Source organism: Paenisporosarcina sp. P4_E4_2, from assembly GCF_056401595.1.
Genome location: NZ_JBFUJC010000001.1, coordinates 35,692 through 56,546, shown reverse-complemented (window position 1 = coordinate 56,546; position 20,855 = coordinate 35,692). Strand labels below are relative to the sequence as shown.

Here is a 20,855-nt window from a genome sequence, read left to right as displayed (position 1 = left end):
GCTCATATATTCTAATATTCCATACTTCAGTCACCCTGATTATGCTTAGGTGCAAACTGAACCTAACCTCATCTTCAAATTGGATCAATCATCTAATCATTTACAAAACAAAAAGAGTGCATAATAAAATAACACTCTTGCTTACTTTTTATATTATAATTAATTAATTTAATCATCTAGTTAACTTCCATGCCTCTACTGTATCCATTAAGTCATCCACAAATGCCATTGCTTCTTCCTGTGGTTCATCATTCTTCAAATGGTCAAATATCTTACTTAGCTCATATCCCAATAAATTAGCAAACTCATTTTGATTCATTTTAATCTCATGCTTCTCCTTGATGATTCCAAAATTCCTCTTGGCTCTCTCCACGCATTTCCTGACAGCATGATTCACATCACCAGTCTCAACAGCTCTATGACACTTGATGCACAATGCAACTAAGTTGTCATCACTATTGTCTCCGCCTAATCCCCTAGGCAGTATATGATGGACTTCTAATCCATGATCCTGTTCACATATGAAGCAGCTATATTCATCTCGCTCTAATATTCTCTCCCTGTGAGTATCATTGAAACTATCAATCAAACTGTAATTCAATCCTGTTCTCATATTGACAATGAAATCCCTCTTACGTGACAATAATGATTCTACACGGAATGATACAATATCCTCTACGTCTGATTCCTTTGGCTTCTTCTTCTTGAGTTTTTGCTTATGGATTCCAGCAACATGTTCAATCCGACATTCATCATCACAATAAATGGGAGACCAATAATCCTTTGCAAATGTAATAATCTTCTTGCAGTTTTTACACAATGCTGCCTTCTTGCCTATTTTAGCGTATCCTCTCTTACAATCATTTGAGCAGAAGTCTGATCCTGTAATAGAAACAAAATCATCGTCACAATACCTACACTTCTTTGTAAGATGAATCTTCTTACATTCAGCACTACAATACTTCTCATTTGGACTACTTCTGAATACAAATACTTCTTCACATCTAATACATCTAGTCCTTTTACAATTGTCTGAACAATATACTCTGTCATGATTATATCGGAATTCCACTTCACACATTCTACATTCACATGTATATTTTAATTTCTCCTTGCACTCATCTGAGCAATAATGAATATGATGTTGATTTGACACAAAGGATTCCTTGCAGCTAATACATTTCCTGTTAATAATTAATACTCCATCTTCAATTGTGAATAATTCCATTTGTCATTTCCCCTTAATTTCTCTATATTCGTAAAAGGAAGAATATTCCTCCTCACTACTATCTATATACAGATAATCAATTTTTATCAACTAACTATTATAATTTATTTATTATTTGTAATTCCATCTCCACACATTCAGTTACCCTCTCACATATGCCTATTCAATTCGAGAGCATAGCTAAAGTTGATCGTTTTATCATTTCCATATAAATGCTCATTCTTCAAATTTAGAAACTACAACGTCCTCAGGATTAAATATCGTATTAATTAGAGCATGTGACTTTTATTTGATTATTTCACACCGTCTTGAAGTCATAATCAAATCATAAATCCATACTAATTTTCCATCTACACCTTACCTGACCTCTCAGAATCAATTTAAAGTATCGTAGCGTTCTCTATACAGTTTCAAAATATGTTATCCGTATATTTATGTAAATCGAAAATTTAAAAATTAAGACAGCTCACAGAGCTGAATTTGTATTAAATATGACGTGTCACTTTTATCGGCTAATTTAATCCACTATCCTCCCATCTAATCATCTACAATTCAGCTACATGGGAGGGGGATATATTTCAGTTAAAATAAAAAGGATGCCTATACAGACACCCCAATTCTCATTCATCAAATAATAAAAATTCCTAACAGGTTACGTTTTCGTCATCTTATAATAAATCTATATATTAATTATATATATTATATATTATAAATCATTTATTATAGATGTACTAAAACGTAACCTGTTTAAAAGGTTACTATTTTGTACCTACCCTAAAGTCCTATATATAATTCCTCACATCTCATCTAAACAATGGAATACCAATTGATTTCACCTTTTTTCTTCACAGCTTGTTCCTTCTTAATTAATTCGATATCAACTAAGAATCCTACAGTTTCATTAATCTTCCGTCTATCCCAACCAGTCAATCCAATCAACGTCTTATTGGCACATTGAAATTTCTCTTCTCCATGAAAGTGTTTATTCTTCTCATTCATCATCAATAACAATCCATACATATATACTGCTGAACAATTCATCTTACCATCAACTGTACAGGCAACAATTATCTCACCTCTCATCAAATGTGAATTAGCTGCATTCCAGAATAGTCCATCCTCATTCTCATTCCCAATTGACTTCAACGGAGCTTTCACAATTACATTCAGTGACTTAAATGTATTCAATCGTTCTCTATCTTCCTTGTCATAATCAGACAACATCGTATAACTCATTTGCTTATCTTCATTCATGTGCCATAGTATAGGATAATCATTTACACTGGAAGAATAACCTTTCTGATCTAACAGTCCATTCTTCTTAATAATATAATTCAATCTTTTTTCATTTGGATTGTATCCTAACAGTTTCTTAATATCAGCTAGTGTAAATCCATGTTCTCCATACTTAGCATAATTCCACAAGTAAGCAATCATCCAATAGAAACAATAAATAAACTCTTGGTGATGGGGAGATTTTAACTCCCCTACCTCAAGCCAACTACGCATATCTCCAAATATTTCATTGGGTATTGCTACTGGTCTTTCGTATCTTCTTTCGGTCATATGGCATATTCCAACTTTCATTATATTATAATTTACTATTTAATCATTTTTAATTTGATTAATTCCTGTAGGAACGTCCGTCTTGATTGACTACTATCATTCTTGATGGCTTGAAACAGAGCATTGTTCTCCACTAATGCTACCCCTTTAGACGATGTACGTGTCAAAGCTGTATATACCAGCTGTTTAGATAGCAACTTATAAGCAGCGAAATCCAAGGCGAAAATAACATTCTTAATGGATGAACCTTGTAGCTTATGAACAGTAGCTGCATATGCCATATCAATCTTATCCAACTCTGATTCCAATAATGGAATGACACCCTCATGTCCATCAAGGCGTATGAATACACGCTTGTTCTCAGTTTGAATCGTATCAATATATCCTAATGTACCATTGAAGAAATCAAAACGATAAGAAGCAAACATATCTTCAGATTCATCTTCCTCACTATTTAAGCTACTGTTTCCGTTCATTCTGTAATCTTCCATCATTTCATCGTGATGTTCAATGGAATCAAATTTCAACACATTGTAGGCATTTCCTTGTGTGATTATCTTATCACCTTCTCTAAACTCATATCCGTTACGATTTAAGAATGGTTTAGACATATCGTTGAAGATTCCTTGAAGATGATAATTAAGATTCTTCACACTCAAATCTCCTCTTGATTTATTTGCAACGATCACTTGGAAGTCATACATATCCTCTGGAGACTTGATACGCTCCTTATAAGCTAGTGCAATATTCAACAAGTCAGATACAATGCTATCCTTGTTCGCATAGCTAATCACTGTCTGATCTTGTAATTCACCAAAGGTTTCTTTTCCACTTGAGTTGTAGGGGAATACTTGTTCACCAATACGGATACTGTTAGCTAAACTTAGGATACCTGATTTAGCAGCTTGACGATGAACTTGTGTCAATTCAAACTTAGCAAAAAAGTCAGTGGATAATAAATCACGTAATACATCACCATATCCAATTGCAGGAAGCTGACCACTATCCCCTACAATGATTAGTTTAGTTCCATTCGCAACAGCCTTTAGCACACTAAGCATAAGAGGGATATTAATCATAGATACTTCATCAACTACAACTACTTGATACGGAAGGGGGTTCTCCTCCCCATGTACAAACTGACCGTCTTTCATTTTTAACATACGGTGAATAGTTGATGCTTCAATTCCACGTTGAGCCAATACATTTACTGCTTTACCTGATAATGCACATGTCATATAGCTGACACCATCTAATGAATCAATCAAACCTTTAACACTTGCAGACTTACCACTACCAGCAACTCCATTGAGTATCATAACACCATGCTGAGAGCCTTCTACAATTGCTTTGAACTGTTCATTAGTGAATGCGTAACCTTGTTCAGCTTCAGTCTTTCTAATGTTGAATTCAATGTTCTGTAAGTTTGGTGGAGTATAACTGTCACGAATACGGATTAATTCTTCAAGGACTGATATTTCTTTGGAGCGAATTGATGCTAACGATACAGCGTTTCCACTCTGATATATAATACTCTTTTTCATGTCTGCTAGGATTAAATCAATCTTACTCATAGGCATATTTAGTAAATCGCTACACGTTGCTAACAGGTGCTCACGGATTGACCAAGTATGACCATCATTCGCGTCTTCATTTAACGTGTATTTAAGACAAGCATGAATGCGTTGCTCATTATTTGGGTCGTCTCCTCTGTGCATTGCAATCGCATCCACAGTCTTGAATCCTAGTGATTTAATATCACACAACGAATAAATGTTTTCATCAATAGCTCTCAATGCCAGATCAGGATTTCCAAAATGGTCAAGTATCTTGTATAGCTTTGTGGAGGAAATACTCAAGTCACTTAATTTAGCAATCAGTACAGCCAATTGCATATTCTCTTGAATTTTCTCCTTTATTCTTATTAATGCTTTCGCTTTGATTCCTTTAGTCTTCTTAATATCTATGTTGCCAGCAAGAATGAAATCAACAAGTTTCTCTTTTGGATAAGCGTTTTTCAATGACTTGAAATGTGCATCACTTAATATTTCACGGAGAAACTTATCCTGTGCATCTTGTGTATCCAGTTTTTCTTCTTGTACTTTAAGAATCTTATAGAAGTTGCCGTATTTAGCATGGGAATACGTACCTTCAAACTTAATCGTATACTTCTCCCCTTCTGCTAATCTACGTGTATTCCCTTGAATCGAAAAGTTACCATACTTATTTTTCTCGACTTCTCGATTGTATTCTACTGTATCGCAACCGTAGATACCAAATCGTCTACCCTCGTCATAGTACACTTGCTTTGTGATGATGAGTTCCATTTCAAAAGTTTTCGTCATTTGTATTCTCCTTTTAATTATAATTTATTATTTAAATTAGCATGATCAAGATGATACCCACACTGGGATAAACATCTACACTCTATACTATATACCAAACTTTGGGATTTATCAATAAAATAATAAATTATAAAATAAATTAAAATATTTTCATATTTTAGTTGATAAATCTTAAAAAAACGTATATATAAAGTAGTGTAAGGACTTATTTGGAAAATGAGATAAATCATACATAAGTTCAATTACACCATATTGCAACCTCGAAAGGAGGACTGCATAACAGAGATAGAGTATCGGGGGAATGGATTTGGCAGGAATGAAAATTAGAGTAGACGATAGTAGCAACAGCTTATTCTTTAAAGACTTTACTCTTTCAGACATTAACGTAGTGAAACTACTTATTCAATACAGATACAAATACGATAACTATTTATACTCAGACAATAACAACTTCTTTAATGAAGCTGGTGAAATACAATCAATGAACGAAGAGATAATTCTAACTTACATCTCATTGGATCAAACAATTGTAGATTGCGACTTCTCACCAGAACAGTTGAAACTGATTGGATTGTATGAGCATGGGTTTACAGTGAGGGAAATGGCAAATGAATTAGGGTTGGGGTCTTACACTCATATAAAAAAGAAATTTAATACAATATGTAATCAGATTATCAAGCAAAATCTGTGGAATTGGCGTAAGACTCACTACCTTCACGGACTAGGATTAAAGAGTAAAAGGTGTAGTAAGTGTAAAGGTAACTTGCCTGCTACAGATGAGTTCTACAGTTTAAATAATGGCTCACAAGATGGTTATCACAGTCAGTGCAAAAAATGTAAAAAGTAGTTTGGGCGGAAAACATAGACAAATAGGTGTCCAAGGACACGAACTATATTAGAGGGAGTTATTATATGAAATTAAAATTCACGAATGGGAAGTCTTTTCTTCTTCCAGATAACATAGAACCATCAGTGCGACTAATTGAAGTTAACAAAGTGTTAGAGTCAGAACTTATTTTTGACGGTAGAAGCATGACAGTTGAAGGATACTTACGGGAAACTTGGAACAAGCCAACTACAATAACAACACTTGATCGAATTGGTTACTACTTAAGTAAAATGCCTGAACAAAATGGTCAGCATGACTTAGAAGTCCTTTCAAAGAATGATGAATTAGAAATGAACAAAGGGGTTAGATGGAAAACTGTTAGTGGTGAAAGAGTTTCAGTACCAGCAAGATATACAAACTTTGTGGATTTGAGCGTTGATGAAAAATCTGATTTTGGATTAATTGACACCAGTGATTCAAATTACAACTAAACAGAATAGTTTGGGAGCGTCAAAACCTCCCAAAATAATAAATTATAAGATAATATTACATTAAAATGCAAGAAAAAGCAATGAAAACTAAAGGTTTTGCTGTATTTTCCTTAAAATACGCACGAGAAAACAGAGAAAAAGGAGATTGATTTAACATGACAACAGTATTAACTAAAAAGGATTTCGTAAAATTGGTAGCAGAAGGATTAGATACAACACAAGTAAAGGCTTCAGAAGTATTGGATATTATATTCGGTGTAGTTGAGACAGTAGTATTTGAGCAAAAAGCAGGAGTTAAGCTTGGTGATATTGGAACATTGAAGGTTGATGTAGTCCCAGAACGAGAGCATAGCAATCCTAAAACTGGTGAAAAAGTTATTAAGCCTGAGCATTATGCGGTGAAATTCAAAGTTAACTCGGTGTTTAAACGTGATTTAGCTGAAGTTCAAGTAGAAGGTTAATCAGAGAGGAAAATAACTGTTACGGGTAGGACACCTACTCTCCCCTATCCGTAACTTTATCATGGGGATGCTTATGACTACACAGACGAATGAGAAACGATATGTGCTAGACACCAACATTATTCTAAAGGTTAACGTAGAAGCAATTGCTGATCGTTTCCCACTAGCTATTCCATCTATGATTATTCGTGAATTAGAAAAGATGGAAAACAACCCTGATAAGTATGGACAAACATCATGGGAAGCTAGAGAAAAACGTAGACGATTAAGAAAGCTAGATAAAATTTATTTTGACAATAAAGATTACATGTGGGACTTAAATAATGACTTTTCAAACTCATACATCGACAATCAGATTCTCAAATACTGTATCGTAACAGGCAGCCCGATTATTACTTTTGATGGACTACTTGCAGAAAAAGCTATTGAGTATGGGGTTGAGTTTATTGACATTGCTACTATGGATGTTGAAAACGAGGAGCACTATACAGGATACAAAGAAGTTCATATGTTACCTAAAGAATACACTGATTTCTATACAAATGACTTAGGAAACAACAAGTTTGACCTTAATGTCAATGAATATCTAGTTATTTTGGATGATGTGACTGGTGAAGAAATTGACGCCTTAAAATGGGATGGTCAGTTCCACATTACTGTTAAATCAAAGAGCATTAACTCATTTAAAATGGGCAAGTTCACAGCTAGAGATTTATATCAATCGTGTGCAATTGATTCATTAAACAGTAATCAGTTTACGCTTCTACATGGTAAGGCAGGTACAGCTAAAACACTATTAGCACTAACTTATGCAATGCAACAAATTGAAAAAGGCAAGTACAGTAAATTGATTGTATTCGCAAATTCCTTACCGACCAAGGGAGCAGCAGTCTTGGGGCTGTACAAAGGATCATTAAAAGAGAAGCTTATGCAAGTAAGTATCGGTCATATCCTAGCTTCTAAATTTGGTGACTACAATGAAGTTGAAGCAATGATGACTACTGGTGATTTAATTGTCCTACCCCTTTCTGATTTACGTGGCTATGATACTACTGGAATGAATGCTATTGTAATTGCTGTAGAGGGTCAGAATATGGATATTCCACTTATGAAATTAGCAGCAAGCCGAATCTCTGAAGACAGTAAGTTTATTGTAGAAGGAGACTTTGACCAGCAGCTAGACCATCATTCATTTGAAGGTAAGAATAACGGGATGAGACGTTTAAGTGAAGTATTCAGAGGATTAGACTACTTCGGACAAGTCGAGTTGAAGCACGTATATCGTAGTAAAATTGCTGCCAAAGTAGATGAAATGTAAATAGTAAATTATAATTAAAACTACAGTTTTATAAGATGATAGCTTAAAGGATCGCAACCTTTGCTTGATTCTATACATATACAGGGTTCATCATATTCCCTCACCCAAAATGATGATGAGATTAAGGATAAAAGGAGAATGATTATATATGGCAAAACGAGTTCTAAGCACACAACTTAAAGGTAGTTTTAATTTAGATTCAATGGAAATCACAGAAGTAACAAAGGACTCAGAGAAAACATACAACTTCCTAGAAATTCTTCATGAATATGCAGGTAAGAATATTACGGTTAGCATTAAAGAAGAAAATGAAATTGAACCAATTGGAGAGTGATTAGATGACTGAATACAATTTTGAGCGACAACAAGGTGAAACTCCATTCAGTCAATTAGTCAGAGTTAGTGTTGATAAATTAAACAAGCTGCACAACATGGATTGGTTAGACATTAAAGAAAATCTTGGATTTGAGCATTCGGCTGAGTCACTACGTAAATATGCTAGTGGATGGAAATTGCTACATGAGAATAAAGAGTCTGAAGAGATGTCAAATCCTGATACATTAATTAAGTACAAAGAAACAACTGAAATTCTTAATGATGGAAGTMACAAATCTGATAAGTTAATCTCAATGTCCACCGAACAATCTAAAGATGTTAATTACCTACTTAAAGCTCATGGATTTGATACAGATGATTGGGAATTAGTTAATGCACGTAACAACATTTGGAATGTAAACAGTATTGAGCAAGGTGTTCAAACTTTATATTCTAGTAAGATTACTGTTAAGCCTAAAGGCAATGGCTTCAATATGGAAAAACTGCTTGAGAAAATTAAACAAGAAGTTAAACCGATTACAGTTGTACAGCCTACAAGTGCTGATACTAATTTATTAGAAATTCCACTATTCGATATGCACTTCGGGATTGCTGATTTAAATTACTACAATAGCACATATGACAAAGTCCTAACTAAGATTAAATCTCGCAAATGGGATACGATATTGTTTGTTGTCGGACAGGATTTATTACACAATGATGGATTCACAGGTAAGACAACTAGTGGAACAATGATTGAGCAAGTTAATACGGAGCAAGCATGGGCAGACGCTGATTCATTCTATTCTAACTTAATTTTCCACGCATTAGATAATAGTAAGAATACTAATGTAGTGTTCTCAAATGGCAATCACGATCAAGGAATTGGATATGGCTTTGTGAAGATGTTAGAAGCTAAATTCCCACAAGCAAAGTTTGATACAGCTATGAAGCAACGTAAAGGTTTTGTATGGAATGATTTATTCTTAGGCTTCTCGCATGGAGATAAAGGATCGAATCGACTAGGTAAAAACTTCTTATCTGAGTTCGGCAAAGACATTGCAAATGCTAAGATTGTAGAAATTCATAGTGGACACATACACCACGAAGTAACTAAAGATGATTTTGGCATTGTGATTCGCTCACTGTCTACAGGAGCTAAGACTGATGGTTGGCATGACGATAATGGATTTATTGGTAGTATGAAGCGATTCCAGTTGTTTGAGTATTCGCAAGACAGATTGAATGCAATTTATTATGTTTGATAAATAATAAATTATAAGAATAATCGAGTATAAGGAGGTTACAAAATGAGTAAAGACAATGAACTGAGTGAAGAAGAAAAATGTTTAGCTTGTGATCTCGTATTAGAGTTTAAGCAAATGTGCGATGAAGATGTTCATTGGGAGTCAGCATTACGTCATGTGCTTCATGTAGCTTTAGAGATTAAAGATGAAATCATTGAAGATCAATATACGCTCGGCTTCGAGGACGGAATTCAAACAGGAACTCGGAAAGCTGCTAAATTAATGAATGAGCTGGTTGAATTTACAGATGAAGAGATTCTTGCTTACCATGCTGAACGTGAAGCTGATATTAATAGTGAATCGGAAGCTGAAGAAGAAATCGAGGATATTTCGGATGAGGAGTACGATAAGATTGCAAAACTTATTCGAGAAACTAAAGAGCTTAGTTAATGTAATTAGAGACATACCATTGATGATTTATGTGATGTGGATGATTAAAAGCGAGGATTTGAGAAGTCGAGTTGAGAAGAAAATTTATAAGATGGATTTGAATATTAAGGATAGAGAAAACAAATAAGCAACATTGAGATAAGGGAGGAAATATGAATGAGTGAGACTATTGAAAAAGAAGTCGTTGAGCTACAGAAGTTAGAGCTTGATGAAGAAACACTAATGGAAATTGAGCGTATGCTTGAAATGGAAAGTGTTGAAGCGAGAACAATTTATCTGAATGATTCAATCGACCAAGACACCGTAGAAAAAGTAGTTCCACTTATTCATTTGTTTAATCGTGAAGATGAGGGCTTACAGGATGACGAAAAAATCCCCATCAAAATTTACGTGAATTCTCCGGGCGGAGAAGCTTATCATGGCAGTGCAATTCAGGCAGCAATGGAAACTTCCAAAACACCTATTCACACTTATCTTGAGGGCGGAATTGGCATGAGCATGGGATTAATTTTGTATCTCAGCGGTCATGTGAAGTTCATGAATCGTCATGCTCACCTACTTTATCACGAATTACGTGCTGGAATGGACGTTCAAACACTTGCCGAGATGAAGAATATTGTTAACCATTATAGTAAATTACAAGACAGATTAGATGAATTTATTGTATCTAAAACGAAAATTCCAATGAAGAAATTGAAGAAGCAACGCAAGAAAAATTTGGATTGGTTTATTGACTTCGAAACAGCTAAGAAATATGGCATGTTCGACCATGAGATTTAATTAGATTTAGTTGTTTGTTAGAGGATTCCTTTTCGGAGTCTTCAATAGAGATAATTAAATAATAAATTATAATTTAAATATGTAAAATGTATGTTTTATTTGATGAGGATTCTCTATTTCGAGAGTCCTCTTTTTAGTTTCGGAACTATGAGTAAAAGGAGTTGATTAAATGACAAAAACCATCAAGAAAGAATATATAACCTGTATTAGTTGTAATAAAAATAAAGAAAAAAATACCAACTACTATAACACTTCAAACAAAATGTATGCAAACACAAAAAAAATACCACTTTGTAAATCGTGCCTTAAAGATATGGTCGATTACGATGATATGGAAACTGTCTATTCTATTCTTCGTCAATTTGACATCATGTTTGATATTGAATGTTGGGAAAGTGCTGTTGAAAGCAAAATGGATACGATAGGCAGATATATGTCGATGGCTAATTCGCTCCCTCAATTTAAAGAAACTGGTTGGAGAGATAGCGTATTCAAATCGACAATGAGCACAAACAGTAAAAATGAAATCAAAAGTAGTACCAAAAGCAACCTAGAAGTAATTGAAAACGAGACTCCTATCGTAATAAATACCAGAGATAGAGACGATGTAATTAAACTCTTAGGGTACGATCCATTTGAATACGAGAATCCAAGAGACAGAAATCAACTGTATAACAGACTTATTGATTTCTTAGATGAAAGCACATTGGAAGATGGATTCAAGCTACAGGCTTCCATTGAAATTGTAAAAGGGTTTAATCAAGTTGATAAAATCAATCAAGCGATAACTAACATTACAAACGACTTAGATAAATTAGCTTCAAACTCAGGCGGTATTAAATCACTAATTGATTCTAAAAAGAACATTTTGGCATCATTAATTAAACTTGCTGAGGAAAACGGCATATCGGTAAAGCATAATAATCAAAAGAGCAAAGGTGCTGGAACTTTAACTGGAATAATAAAAGCTCTTCAGGAGAAAGGCATTGAAGAAGGAGAACTGAATCTCTTTGACATTGAAACTGCACGAGGCATGAGTCAGGTTGCCGATATTAGCAATGAAAGCATTATGAAACAGTTGCAATTCGATGAAAATGATTATACTAATATGATTTTAGAGCAAAGAGAAATAATTCAAAAACTAGACAGCAAAGTAGTGAAACTAGAAGAAGAGAACAGGCTAATAAAGAAAGAATTATTGATATACAGCAAGACGGAGAGTGATATTTAATGAGTAACAATAATATCTCTCAAAGAAAGCTGGACGGATATTTAAAGTTAGCCGAGATTATTCAATGGGGACGTAAGAACCCTGTAAAATTTATTGAGCGTTTCATGGGGCTAGAGCTTTTGGATTATCAAAAATATGTGCTAATGGAAAGTTGGAATACTCCGTATGTTTTATGGTGTATGGGTAGGAGCAGTGGTAAAACCACACTTGGCAGTCCTTTTATTATGGCTAAAAGCTTATTAATACCAAACTTTCAAGCTTATATTTTAGCTGGTGTAGGCTCTCAATCGCAAGAAATGTTTATGAAGATAGAAAAAATAGCAAAAAGAGAGATTGCTTCGTTTACAGGATTAACAGATGTCTTCTTTAATGAAACTGTAAAAAGCGCATCAAATACAGATGGTTTTACACATAACCCCTCCTCTTTTCAGTATAAACTTTACAATGGCTCAATTGTTAACTCTTTGAATGGATCATTCGATAACAATAGATCGAAGAGATCGAACTTAAATTTTTATGATGAGAGCGGCTTCGCCCCGGATGAATTATTCACAACTTCCGAACCTTTCACAACTCAAAACAGCGATTTCCGTTTAGGTGGAGATGTCGATGTTACATTATTTCCTAAACAAATGCCCAACCAATTGCTCTATGCATCGTCAGCATCGTCAACAGACACATACTTCTTCAGAAAATATTCCGACTTTGCTAAGAAGATGTTTTTGGGTGATAAGCAATATTTCGTAGCCGATATAAACTCTGATGTAGTAATCAATGCAACATTTAACGGTAAATTATACCCCGTTTCTTTATTGTCACAAGAAACAATTGATGCAGCCATGAGAGACAATCAAGAAAAAGCAATGCGTGAATACAAGAACATCTTTACAACAGAAGGTTCTGATAATCAAATAATTAAACGTGCAACCATTATAAGAAATTCTGAATTAAGACCTCCAGTTCTAGCTAATGATGGAACTAAGAAATTTATTATGGCAGTTGATCCTGCTCGTAGTAATGACAACTCTGTTTGTACAATCGCTGAAATTTATGAAGACCCAAATGTTGGATATAAATTGAGGATAGTAAATAATGTTTCATGGACTGATTTAGAAAAGAAAAAGAAAACGCCTATGAAAACTCCTGACCAAATAAAAGACTTCAAAAGAATGTTGTTGGACTACAATGGAATCCAAGCTGCTGATTATGAAAATATTGAAATGGTATTAATTGATTCTGGTGCTGGTGGAGCAGGTATGAGTTCTTGGGGAGACGGTCTTCTTGAGGATTGGATAGATGAAAAAGGAATTGTCCACAAAGGTTTAATTGATAAGACCAACGATGAATATCAAACTTATATTAGTAAATATCCAAATGCGGCTGATAAAGTTCGGTTACTTTCTCCTAAAAAATATAAAAATGAGATGTTCGCTGCACTTGTAGAAATGACTACATTAGATTTAATTTCCTTTACAGAAAACTATGACTACAAAGGTGAAATCATATTTACTTATGACAATGGAGAATCTAATCGCTACAAATTAACGCAAACAGAAGAATTATCATTAATCAATATGGATTTAGCGAAAGAAGAGCTAGTAAATATTTATAGTTTCAAGAGTGCAAATGGAAGTATCAGATATGATTTACCTCCAGACAAAGCTAGTAAAATGCATGATGACAGAGCATACAGTATTGCAATGTTGGCTTGGTATTTGCAACAGATGAGAAGAAGAAATATTACAAGCAGAAAACGACAAGATGTAGATGTGGCATCTCTATTTATGTTTAAGAAACCATCCCCATATTAATAAATTATAAGACAAGAAAGGAGGAAAACAATGACGAATGAAAAGAAAGACGCAGCCACTTCACTTTCACAACAATCAGAGGCAGAGGCAAAGTTGATTAAACAGCAAGAACAGTTCGCTGCAATTAGAAACATGACACTAAGACATCTTAACAGGTCATTGCAATCAACGCCTTCATCCTTATCACGATTTGACACCAAGCAGGTTTCCACATGGATGCAAAATCCTCAGCAATATGAGAAGCAATTACGTCAATTATCTAATTATCTATATAACGTAAATGGTCAATATAGAGCAGTAGTAAGACATATGGCAACAATGCCGATATATGCATATGATTTGGAGTTAATTGGCTCTGTTGATAGCTATGCACCAGATAAGATTAAGAAGGCGTATTTAAAAACCTCCCAATACATTGACAAACTAAATTTACAGCATGAGATGTCTAAGGCATTAAAGGTTGCTTTAAAAGAGGATGTCTTTTTTGGTTATGAGCATGAGTCGAAGGATTCGTATTTTATACAACAGCTAGATGCTGATTACTGTCAATTCGGTTCATCAATTGAGGACGGTGTTCGCAACTTTGCTTTCGATTTCTCATACTTTGATAGATTTAAACACGACCTAGAACTTTATCCCGAAGAGTTTAGAATTAAGTATCAGCGTTATGAATCAAACAAAAAAGATTACAATTGGCAAGAATTGGATTCAAACAAGGCGGTATGTTTTAAAGTAAACGAAGAAATTTCTAGTGTTATTCCACCGTTTAATACAGTTTTCGAATCAATATTTGACGCAGACGAATATATGAAATTAAGAAAAGCTAAGGCTAAAATGGATAATTTCTTATTATTGGTACAGAAAATCCCATTGAATGATAAAGGGGTAGATATGGATGCCTTCTTAATTGATCCTAAAATTGCTAATCAGTTCCATGAAAACACCGCTGCAAATCTAGGTGACGGAATTGGTTTAACGACAACACCAATGGACATTGAAGCAATTTCCTTAGATAAGAAACAAGCTAATAATAGCTCAGTAAGTGATGCGATAAGTGAGATATTCACCAATAGTGCTATTAGTCAACATCTTTTCGGCTCTGAGAAGGGCACTTCAATGGGTATTTCACAATCAATAAAGGCTGATGAACAAATCGTATTTGATATGATGACTCAAATTGAAAGATGGTTGAATCGCAAGTTAAAGAAACAAACGGGGGCAATTAAGTTTCATCTCGCTTTCTTAGATATAACAGAATTCAACAAGAAAGAAGAAAGAGAGAGCCTTCTTAAAGCAGGACAATTTGGATTGCCTGATGTAGCAAGAATTGGTGCAACTTTAGGAATGTCTCCAAATCAACTTTACAATAAGGCAATTATTGAAAATCAGATTTTAGATTTACACAGCTTATTAACCCCCCTTGCATCATCTCACACTCAATCAGATGGCGTTGGTCGAAACAATGTTAGTGAAAACGAAAAAGCAGATTCAACTCAAGTCAATCAAGATAACGCAGATGATTAATTAATTATAAACTACCCATTACATCGTCTTGAAAGGTGGTGAGACAGTGACAGAAAAGAAAATCAGCACTCAAATTCCTGTCATCTTTCAAAAGCTAGAAGAATTCGAGAAAGAAGACTCACGTTTTTTAAAGGTTAAAATTTGGCTCATGCACACAGGATTAAACTTCAACGGATCATCCTTCTCTAAGGAAGCAGTCGAGAAAGCAATTCCTACATTAGCAAATACGCCAATTTTAAGCTTCATTGAAGAAAATTCAGAAGGCGAACAAGATTTCAGTGACCATCGAATGGTGCTTCATCGCTCAGAAGATGGTGACTATAATTTCAAATATTTAGGTTCTGCTGTAGGAGTAATTCCAGAAGTTAATAACGCACATTGGGAAATGCGTGTTACCGATAGTGGTGAAGAGAAAGAGTATTTAGTTGTGGATGCTTTAATGTGGACAAAATGGGGCGACCCAACCGATATTATGGTTCGCAAAGGCATTACTTCTCAAAGCATGGAGTTATCCGATAATTACACAGGAACTATAGACAAAGATGGAGTATTCCATTTTGAAACGTTTTCATTCTTCGGTGCATGTTTACTTGGAACTGGAGTGAATCCAGCAATGCAGAATTCCACAGTAGAAGTACAATTCACCGAAAACAATGCTTTACAAAAATCAATTGAGAATAAATTACAAGAGTTCTATACTCTATTTTCTCAGCAAGGAGGTACAGGAATGGAAGACAAAACTGAAGTAACAGAAGTGATGGAAGTTGAAAAAGAGTTTGTAGAAACTCAACAAGCTGAGACTAAAGCTGAAGAAACTGAAGTTCAAGAAGTTGAAAAAACAGAAGAACACTTTGAGGTTGAAAAAACTGATGAGGAAACTGAAGTTAAAGATGCTCCTGAGTTTACAGAAGCAACTCCAGAAGTTGAGGTTAAAGAAACTCAACCAGCTAAAGAGTTTGCTTTAACCGCTAATCAATTACGTGAACAACTTCGATCAGAACTTGGCAAAGAGCATTATCATGATTCTTGGGGCGATAAATGTCGTAAGTATTACTTAATTGATAATACTGACGCATTAGTAATCTTTGAGAATACTCAAGAGAATTATCAATTATACGCAGCTCCTTTCACACTAAATGGCGACAATGTTGAATTACAACTTGACCAAGCATATAAAGTGAAAGTTGAATACGTAGCATTTGAAGGTGCTCAAGAGTTGTTTGCAATTAATTCAGAGCGTTTCTCAGTTGAACAATCGACACTTCAATCACAACTAAAAGACTTAACTGAATACAAACGTACTCGTGAAGAAGAAGACTTACAAGATAAATTTGCTGATAAGTTGTCAGATGATGAATTCGCTCAAGTATTCACAGAAATGAAAGATTCAGAGTTAGACAAAGTAGAAGAAAAATTATTCGCATTAATTGGGAAGAAAAACTTCTCAGTAAGCAAACCAGCATCAACAGTTAATAAAGTTAAAATCAATGTTAACCAAGATGTTAAAGACAATCCATATGCGGGTTTCTTTAACTAAAAAATAATAATTAAAATTATTGGAGGAAAATTAAAATGGCAAAACGCTCAGTATTACGTTTAGACAATAAATTACAAGAAACTTATTCAGTACGTGTTCCTGTAGGACAAGAATTTGAAAATGGTTTCGTAGCTAAATTAGGAGATGTAGAGAAAGCTAACCTTGATGTTCGTGGAGTTGCTGCACCTGCATCTGGTGATTCAGTAGTAATTATCGGAAACTCTGCAATCGTATATGACAATAATCGAATCGGCACTGGTCTAGAAAGTGAATACTTCATGAAAGCTGATGAGGTTGTTCGTGCTTATAAACCAGAAGTAAACAAATTAATTTCAGTATCACTAGAAGGATTTGTAACTGAACCTGCTGAAGGTGATATCGTAGCTGCTGCTGGTGGTTACAAATTAAAAACTACTGCAACACCACCTGCAACTGGTTTTAAAGCAAAAGTCGTAAAACTTGAAACAGTTGGTGGAGCTTTAGCTGTAAACGTTACTCAAACTGCTACTACTTATGTAGTATTAGAAGTTTTATCTGTTTAATTAATAAATTATAACTTAAAATTATTGGAGGAAAATTATAATGACATCTAAACAAGAATTAGTAAAAGTATGCGTGGACTACGTACGTAACCCACAACAAGTATTAAACTTTTCAGAAGGTAAGGATTTTGACACTCAATTGCGTGAAAAGTTTTTCAACGTTCTAGAAGTAGAAAAAGTAAATCGTAAAACAATGCGTAACACTCACAATCGTGAACTAGTATTTGAAATTTTAACAGAAGTAATTGCTGAAGGTTTCTTAAAAGGCGTGGAAGAAGATGAATTCTTCATGCAGTTTGCTGAAATCAAAAACATTGCTCGTGGAGATTTAAACGAATTCTATTTAGAAGATGACGCTATCTTGACTGTATCTCAACATTCAGGTAACCACTGGAATATCCGCAGACAAAAATTAGAAGGCGGTACAAAATTCTCTGTCGATACTAAAGCATACTCTGTAGGTGTTTACGCTGATTTTGAAGCTTTCATGACTGGTCGTGTTTCATTTGCTCGTTTAGTGGCTAAAGTCTCACAAGCATTGAAACTTAAAGTATACGAAGAAGTTGCAGCTACATTCGCTTCTACATCTTCTCAATTACCTGCTGAATTCGTTGCAACAGGTACTTATGCTGAAGATAAGTTAATTGAATTATACCAGCACGTTCGAGCTGAAGCTGGTAACGCTATCGTAGTTGGTACTACAAAAGGATTATCAACGATTATTAATGGAGCAAGTGTAAACTGGATTTCTGAGGAAATGAAAGTCGACAAAAATACAAAGGGTCGTATTGGGATTTATAACGGAATGACTCTTGTTGAGTTGCCAGTTGTGCACAAAGCTAATACTTTCGAATTTGCTTATGACGACAAACAAATCTTAGTATTGCCTACAACTGGTGATCAATTCATTAAAGTTGTTTATGAAGGTGATGACTACATGAAGCAAACTGAAAACGAGCAAGAAAATAATGATATGTCATTTGAATACCTATACCTTACAAAATTTGGTGTGAAAACAGTATTCAGTTCATTATTTGGTATTTACACTTTATCTTAAAATTAAATAAACTATAAACTTTTAGAGAGAAGATGTTTATCATCTTTTCTCTTTTTTGAATAAAAGGAGGAAATAAACAATGGCAGAACAAAAGACAAGAAATACACGGAAACCACGCACAGCCACAAATAAACCTATTAAAGATTCTGAACCAACTGTTCAAGCAGTAGAGGCATCAGAAAATATTAATGAGAATGTGGAAGCTGTGAAAGATAAAGTGGAAACAAAGAAGAATATTCGTAAATCTATAGCAACTGTTGATTTAAATGATTTAATTCCTGTTGTAGCATTGGTAGACTCTGTGATTTTCGTTGCAGACAACACTAAAGCTGAATATGAATGGGGCTCTAAAGGCGACGTTCAATATATAACATTCAGCGAATTAGTATCTATGAAAGGTCGTCAAAAACGCTTTTTAGATGAAATGTGGATTTATATTGATGATGAAGAAGTGGTTGAGGCACTAAATTTAACTTCACACTATCAAAAATATGATGAAATCAAATCAATGGAAGATTATTTAGATAAGTTTAATTCTAATCATGAGCTAAAACAATCCCTAACACCACTACCAGATGGCATTAAAAAGTCTTTAGGTCGCCAAGCAGCTAAACTAATTGAAGACAAAAAGCTAGACGGATACAATACAATCAAAACATTAGAAGATTGTCTTGGTGTTGAATTAGCACATTTACTTGATAAGTAGAAAGGTGTGCATCTAAATGGCTACACCATTCAATGACGTATATAACCTATTCCTTTCACAAGTCACAGACAAGAGCCTAGAAAAGATTCCTGAAATATCTCTTAAAGCTAACCTTCAGCTTTGGTTAATGTCTGCAACTGGATTCTTCTCAAATTGTCGCCAAGACTTAACAGATTACGATTTAGAATTGAATCAATTTAATGTTGATTTAACAATGATTGAAAAGCAAATACTCGCTAAATTTATGGTTGTGGTCTACATGGGTACACACTTAATTCATGACAGTTTGCTTAAAGAACATCTAAATTCTAAAGACTACAGAACACATTCCCCTGCTAACAAAATCAAAGCATTAATTGAAATCAAATCCCAAACTAATACAGAAGCAAATACACTCGTGTCACGCTATTTATACAGCATTCCCAACCTAAAGGATTTATTTAAATCATGACTCTACTTACACAGAGAGATTACCGAGAGTATCTAATTGAATTAAAGAACAGAGTGTATAAAATCCTACCTCTATATGAGGAAGAAAATGAGTGTCTGACAGAATACATCGACAGTGTATGTTTCGAGCTATATGGATTGAAAAAGTTAATTGCAGATTTACCACATGGGATATGGTATGTGAAGTCATTAGCCACATTGGAACAGATGAAAGTTGAAACTTTAAATGTTGGACATAAGAAGCGAGTTAAAAAGGAAACGTTTAAAGTGTTGAAACTAATCGACAATCAAATTGACGTATTACCAAATGAGACATTGAAAGGAGAATGAGAGTATGAGTGATTTTCAGGCTTATAGAGATCGAGTTAATGCAACGGGAAATGTTATTGACAACTCAAAACAGCTAGCAACTGAACAAATCATGAACTCCCCTTCTCTTAAGTATGTCAAATTGAATGATGGAATTGATGCTATTCCGTGTATTGTATCCGATAAGGATTCATTCAATAAAAGGGAGTTTTTATTTCTTCCAGATACAGTAATCAATGTTGGCGATTATGTTCACTTCGACACATTTACCTACTTAGCAACCGACAGAAAACGAGATGAGATTTATCCTGAATTAACAGGTGAATTGTGTAATAGTGAGTTCCTATCTAAAACGTTAACTACTAAAGTTTTAATTGGACATGACCCGAATAATAATAGACCTTTCTACGAGGAAATAGAAGAAGTTGTTTACACCCCTTGCTTGGCAGAGTATCAATCTTTTATTAACAACAATGGTACTTTCTTACTCCCTGAAGGTCGTCTGAAAATTACTATAAAATATGATTCATCAAGTAACCTATCATTAAATCGAGAATTTAATATGTATGAGTCTAAATTTAAGATTGTTGATATAAATTTGACTAAGGTAATAGATGGGATAGGTATTGCGACTGTAATTTCAGAGGTGGTGACATAG

General features: G+C 34.4%; 21 protein-coding genes. 18 read left to right on the top strand and 3 right to left on the bottom strand.

Going from position 1 to position 20,855, the window contains the following annotated elements:
- Window positions 1-172: 172 nt before the first annotated feature.
- The 3 genes from AC1DSB_RS00285 to AC1DSB_RS00275 form a co-directional block, all read right to left on the bottom strand.
- Window positions 173-1,228: an HNH endonuclease gene (locus tag AC1DSB_RS00285; protein ID WP_477533107.1), complete on the bottom strand. Its 1,056-nt coding sequence runs from the start codon at window positions 1,226-1,228 to the stop codon at window positions 173-175.
- A gap of 807 nt (window positions 1,229-2,035) precedes the next feature.
- The gene (locus AC1DSB_RS00280; protein ID WP_477533108.1) at window positions 2,036-2,794 is read right to left on the bottom strand and encodes a hypothetical protein; all 759 of its coding nucleotides are present in this window, start codon (window positions 2,792-2,794) and stop codon (window positions 2,036-2,038) included.
- A gap of 35 nt (window positions 2,795-2,829) precedes the next feature.
- On the bottom strand, window positions 2,830-5,139 hold the full coding sequence (locus AC1DSB_RS00275) for an AAA family ATPase (protein ID WP_477585367.1): 2,310 nt from the start codon (window positions 5,137-5,139) through the stop codon (window positions 2,830-2,832).
- Window positions 5,140-5,446: 307 nt separating this feature from the next.
- Here AC1DSB_RS00275 and AC1DSB_RS00270 point away from each other — a divergent pair, with 307 nt between their 5' ends.
- The 18 genes from AC1DSB_RS00270 to AC1DSB_RS00185 all read left to right on the top strand — a co-directional run bounded on the left by AC1DSB_RS00270 (window position 5,447) and on the right by AC1DSB_RS00185 (window position 20,855).
- A complete protein-coding gene (locus AC1DSB_RS00270) occupies window positions 5,447-5,986 on the top strand; it encodes a hypothetical protein (protein WP_477533038.1) in 540 nt (179 codons plus the stop codon).
- Between the two features lie 65 nt (window positions 5,987-6,051).
- Entirely contained in the window at window positions 6,052-6,459 is a 408-nt protein-coding gene (locus AC1DSB_RS00265) for a hypothetical protein (RefSeq protein ID WP_477585365.1), read from the top strand.
- Between the two features lie 155 nt (window positions 6,460-6,614).
- Window positions 6,615-6,920 carry an HU family DNA-binding protein gene (locus tag AC1DSB_RS00260; protein ID WP_477532719.1) on the top strand — a complete coding sequence of 102 codons (306 nt, stop codon included), beginning with the start codon at window positions 6,615-6,617 and terminating at the stop codon, window positions 6,918-6,920.
- A gap of 73 nt (window positions 6,921-6,993) precedes the next feature.
- Window positions 6,994-8,238, top strand: a complete 1,245-nt coding sequence (locus AC1DSB_RS00255) for a PhoH family protein (protein WP_477585363.1) — start codon at window positions 6,994-6,996, stop codon at window positions 8,236-8,238.
- 148 nt (window positions 8,239-8,386) lie between these two features.
- A complete protein-coding gene (locus tag AC1DSB_RS00250) occupies window positions 8,387-8,572 on the top strand; it encodes a YonK family protein (RefSeq protein ID WP_477532721.1) in 186 nt (61 codons plus the stop codon).
- Between the two features lie 4 nt (window positions 8,573-8,576).
- Complete coding sequence (locus AC1DSB_RS00245) at window positions 8,577-9,818, top strand: hypothetical protein (RefSeq protein WP_477585362.1); 1,242 nt, start codon at window positions 8,577-8,579, stop codon at window positions 9,816-9,818.
- Between the two features lie 45 nt (window positions 9,819-9,863).
- On the top strand, window positions 9,864-10,250 hold the full coding sequence (locus AC1DSB_RS00240) for a hypothetical protein (protein WP_477585361.1): 387 nt from the start codon (window positions 9,864-9,866) through the stop codon (window positions 10,248-10,250).
- A gap of 156 nt (window positions 10,251-10,406) precedes the next feature.
- Window positions 10,407-11,030, top strand: a complete 624-nt coding sequence (locus tag AC1DSB_RS00235) for a ClpP family protease (RefSeq protein WP_477532724.1) — start codon at window positions 10,407-10,409, stop codon at window positions 11,028-11,030.
- Between the two features lie 169 nt (window positions 11,031-11,199).
- Complete coding sequence (locus AC1DSB_RS00230) at window positions 11,200-12,261, top strand: hypothetical protein (protein WP_477532725.1); 1,062 nt, start codon at window positions 11,200-11,202, stop codon at window positions 12,259-12,261.
- The gene (locus AC1DSB_RS00225) at window positions 12,261-14,072 is read left to right on the top strand and encodes a terminase (protein ID WP_477585359.1); all 1,812 of its coding nucleotides are present in this window, start codon (window positions 12,261-12,263) and stop codon (window positions 14,070-14,072) included. The genes AC1DSB_RS00230 and AC1DSB_RS00225 overlap by 1 nt, the downstream gene beginning before the upstream one ends.
- Window positions 14,073-14,102: 30 nt before the next feature.
- Window positions 14,103-15,596 carry a hypothetical protein gene (locus AC1DSB_RS00220; protein ID WP_477585357.1) on the top strand — a complete coding sequence of 498 codons (1,494 nt, stop codon included), beginning with the start codon at window positions 14,103-14,105 and terminating at the stop codon, window positions 15,594-15,596.
- A gap of 46 nt (window positions 15,597-15,642) precedes the next feature.
- On the top strand, window positions 15,643-17,133 hold the full coding sequence (locus AC1DSB_RS00215; RefSeq protein ID WP_477585355.1) for a hypothetical protein: 1,491 nt from the start codon (window positions 15,643-15,645) through the stop codon (window positions 17,131-17,133).
- A gap of 35 nt (window positions 17,134-17,168) precedes the next feature.
- Window positions 17,169-17,675, top strand: a complete 507-nt coding sequence (locus tag AC1DSB_RS00210; protein WP_477585353.1) for a hypothetical protein — start codon at window positions 17,169-17,171, stop codon at window positions 17,673-17,675.
- Window positions 17,676-17,715: 40 nt separating this feature from the next.
- Window positions 17,716-18,732 (top strand): hypothetical protein, encoded by a 1,017-nt coding sequence (locus AC1DSB_RS00205; RefSeq protein ID WP_477533330.1) that lies wholly within the window; start codon window positions 17,716-17,718, stop codon window positions 18,730-18,732.
- Between the two features lie 79 nt (window positions 18,733-18,811).
- The gene (locus AC1DSB_RS00200; RefSeq protein ID WP_477585351.1) at window positions 18,812-19,438 is read left to right on the top strand and encodes a hypothetical protein; all 627 of its coding nucleotides are present in this window, start codon (window positions 18,812-18,814) and stop codon (window positions 19,436-19,438) included.
- A gap of 16 nt (window positions 19,439-19,454) precedes the next feature.
- A complete protein-coding gene (locus AC1DSB_RS00195; protein ID WP_477533320.1) occupies window positions 19,455-19,889 on the top strand; it encodes a hypothetical protein in 435 nt (144 codons plus the stop codon).
- Complete coding sequence (locus AC1DSB_RS00190) at window positions 19,886-20,218, top strand: hypothetical protein (protein WP_477533321.1); 333 nt, start codon at window positions 19,886-19,888, stop codon at window positions 20,216-20,218. The genes AC1DSB_RS00195 and AC1DSB_RS00190 overlap by 4 nt, the downstream gene beginning before the upstream one ends.
- Window positions 20,219-20,222: 4 nt before the next feature.
- Complete coding sequence (locus tag AC1DSB_RS00185) at window positions 20,223-20,855, top strand: hypothetical protein (RefSeq protein WP_477585349.1); 633 nt, start codon at window positions 20,223-20,225, stop codon at window positions 20,853-20,855.

What these genes read in the sequence shown, in the direction of transcription:
- AC1DSB_RS00250 (WP_477532721.1), top strand. Translation starts at nt 8,387, where the DNA reads ATGGCAAAACGAGTTCTAAGCACACAACTTAAAGGTAGTTTTAATTTA.
- AC1DSB_RS00195 (WP_477533320.1), top strand. Translation starts at nt 19,455, where the DNA reads ATGGCTACACCATTCAATGACGTATATAACCTATTCCTTTCACAAGTC.
- AC1DSB_RS00265 (WP_477585365.1), top strand. Translation starts at nt 6,052, where the DNA reads ATGAAATTAAAATTCACGAATGGGAAGTCTTTTCTTCTTCCAGATAAC.
- AC1DSB_RS00210 (WP_477585353.1), top strand. Translation starts at nt 17,169, where the DNA reads ATGGCAAAACGCTCAGTATTACGTTTAGACAATAAATTACAAGAAACT.
- AC1DSB_RS00230 (WP_477532725.1), top strand. Translation starts at nt 11,200, where the DNA reads ATGACAAAAACCATCAAGAAAGAATATATAACCTGTATTAGTTGTAAT.
- AC1DSB_RS00235 (WP_477532724.1), top strand. Translation starts at nt 10,407, where the DNA reads ATGAGTGAGACTATTGAAAAAGAAGTCGTTGAGCTACAGAAGTTAGAG.
- AC1DSB_RS00190 (WP_477533321.1), top strand. Translation starts at nt 19,886, where the DNA reads ATGACTCTACTTACACAGAGAGATTACCGAGAGTATCTAATTGAATTA.
- AC1DSB_RS00205 (WP_477533330.1), top strand. Translation starts at nt 17,716, where the DNA reads ATGACATCTAAACAAGAATTAGTAAAAGTATGCGTGGACTACGTACGT.
- AC1DSB_RS00255 (WP_477585363.1), top strand. Translation starts at nt 6,994, where the DNA reads ATGACTACACAGACGAATGAGAAACGATATGTGCTAGACACCAACATT.
- AC1DSB_RS00185 (WP_477585349.1), top strand. Translation starts at nt 20,223, where the DNA reads ATGAGTGATTTTCAGGCTTATAGAGATCGAGTTAATGCAACGGGAAAT.
- AC1DSB_RS00200 (WP_477585351.1), top strand. Translation starts at nt 18,812, where the DNA reads ATGGCAGAACAAAAGACAAGAAATACACGGAAACCACGCACAGCCACA.
- AC1DSB_RS00260 (WP_477532719.1), top strand. Translation starts at nt 6,615, where the DNA reads ATGACAACAGTATTAACTAAAAAGGATTTCGTAAAATTGGTAGCAGAA.
- AC1DSB_RS00285 (WP_477533107.1), bottom strand. Translation starts at nt 1,228, where the DNA reads ATGGAATTATTCACAATTGAAGATGGAGTATTAATTATTAACAGGAAA.
- AC1DSB_RS00225 (WP_477585359.1), top strand. Translation starts at nt 12,261, where the DNA reads ATGAGTAACAATAATATCTCTCAAAGAAAGCTGGACGGATATTTAAAG.
- AC1DSB_RS00280 (WP_477533108.1), bottom strand. Translation starts at nt 2,794, where the DNA reads ATGACCGAAAGAAGATACGAAAGACCAGTAGCAATACCCAATGAAATA.
- AC1DSB_RS00240 (WP_477585361.1), top strand. Translation starts at nt 9,864, where the DNA reads ATGAGTAAAGACAATGAACTGAGTGAAGAAGAAAAATGTTTAGCTTGT.
- AC1DSB_RS00220 (WP_477585357.1), top strand. Translation starts at nt 14,103, where the DNA reads ATGACGAATGAAAAGAAAGACGCAGCCACTTCACTTTCACAACAATCA.
- AC1DSB_RS00275 (WP_477585367.1), bottom strand. Translation starts at nt 5,139, where the DNA reads ATGACGAAAACTTTTGAAATGGAACTCATCATCACAAAGCAAGTGTAC.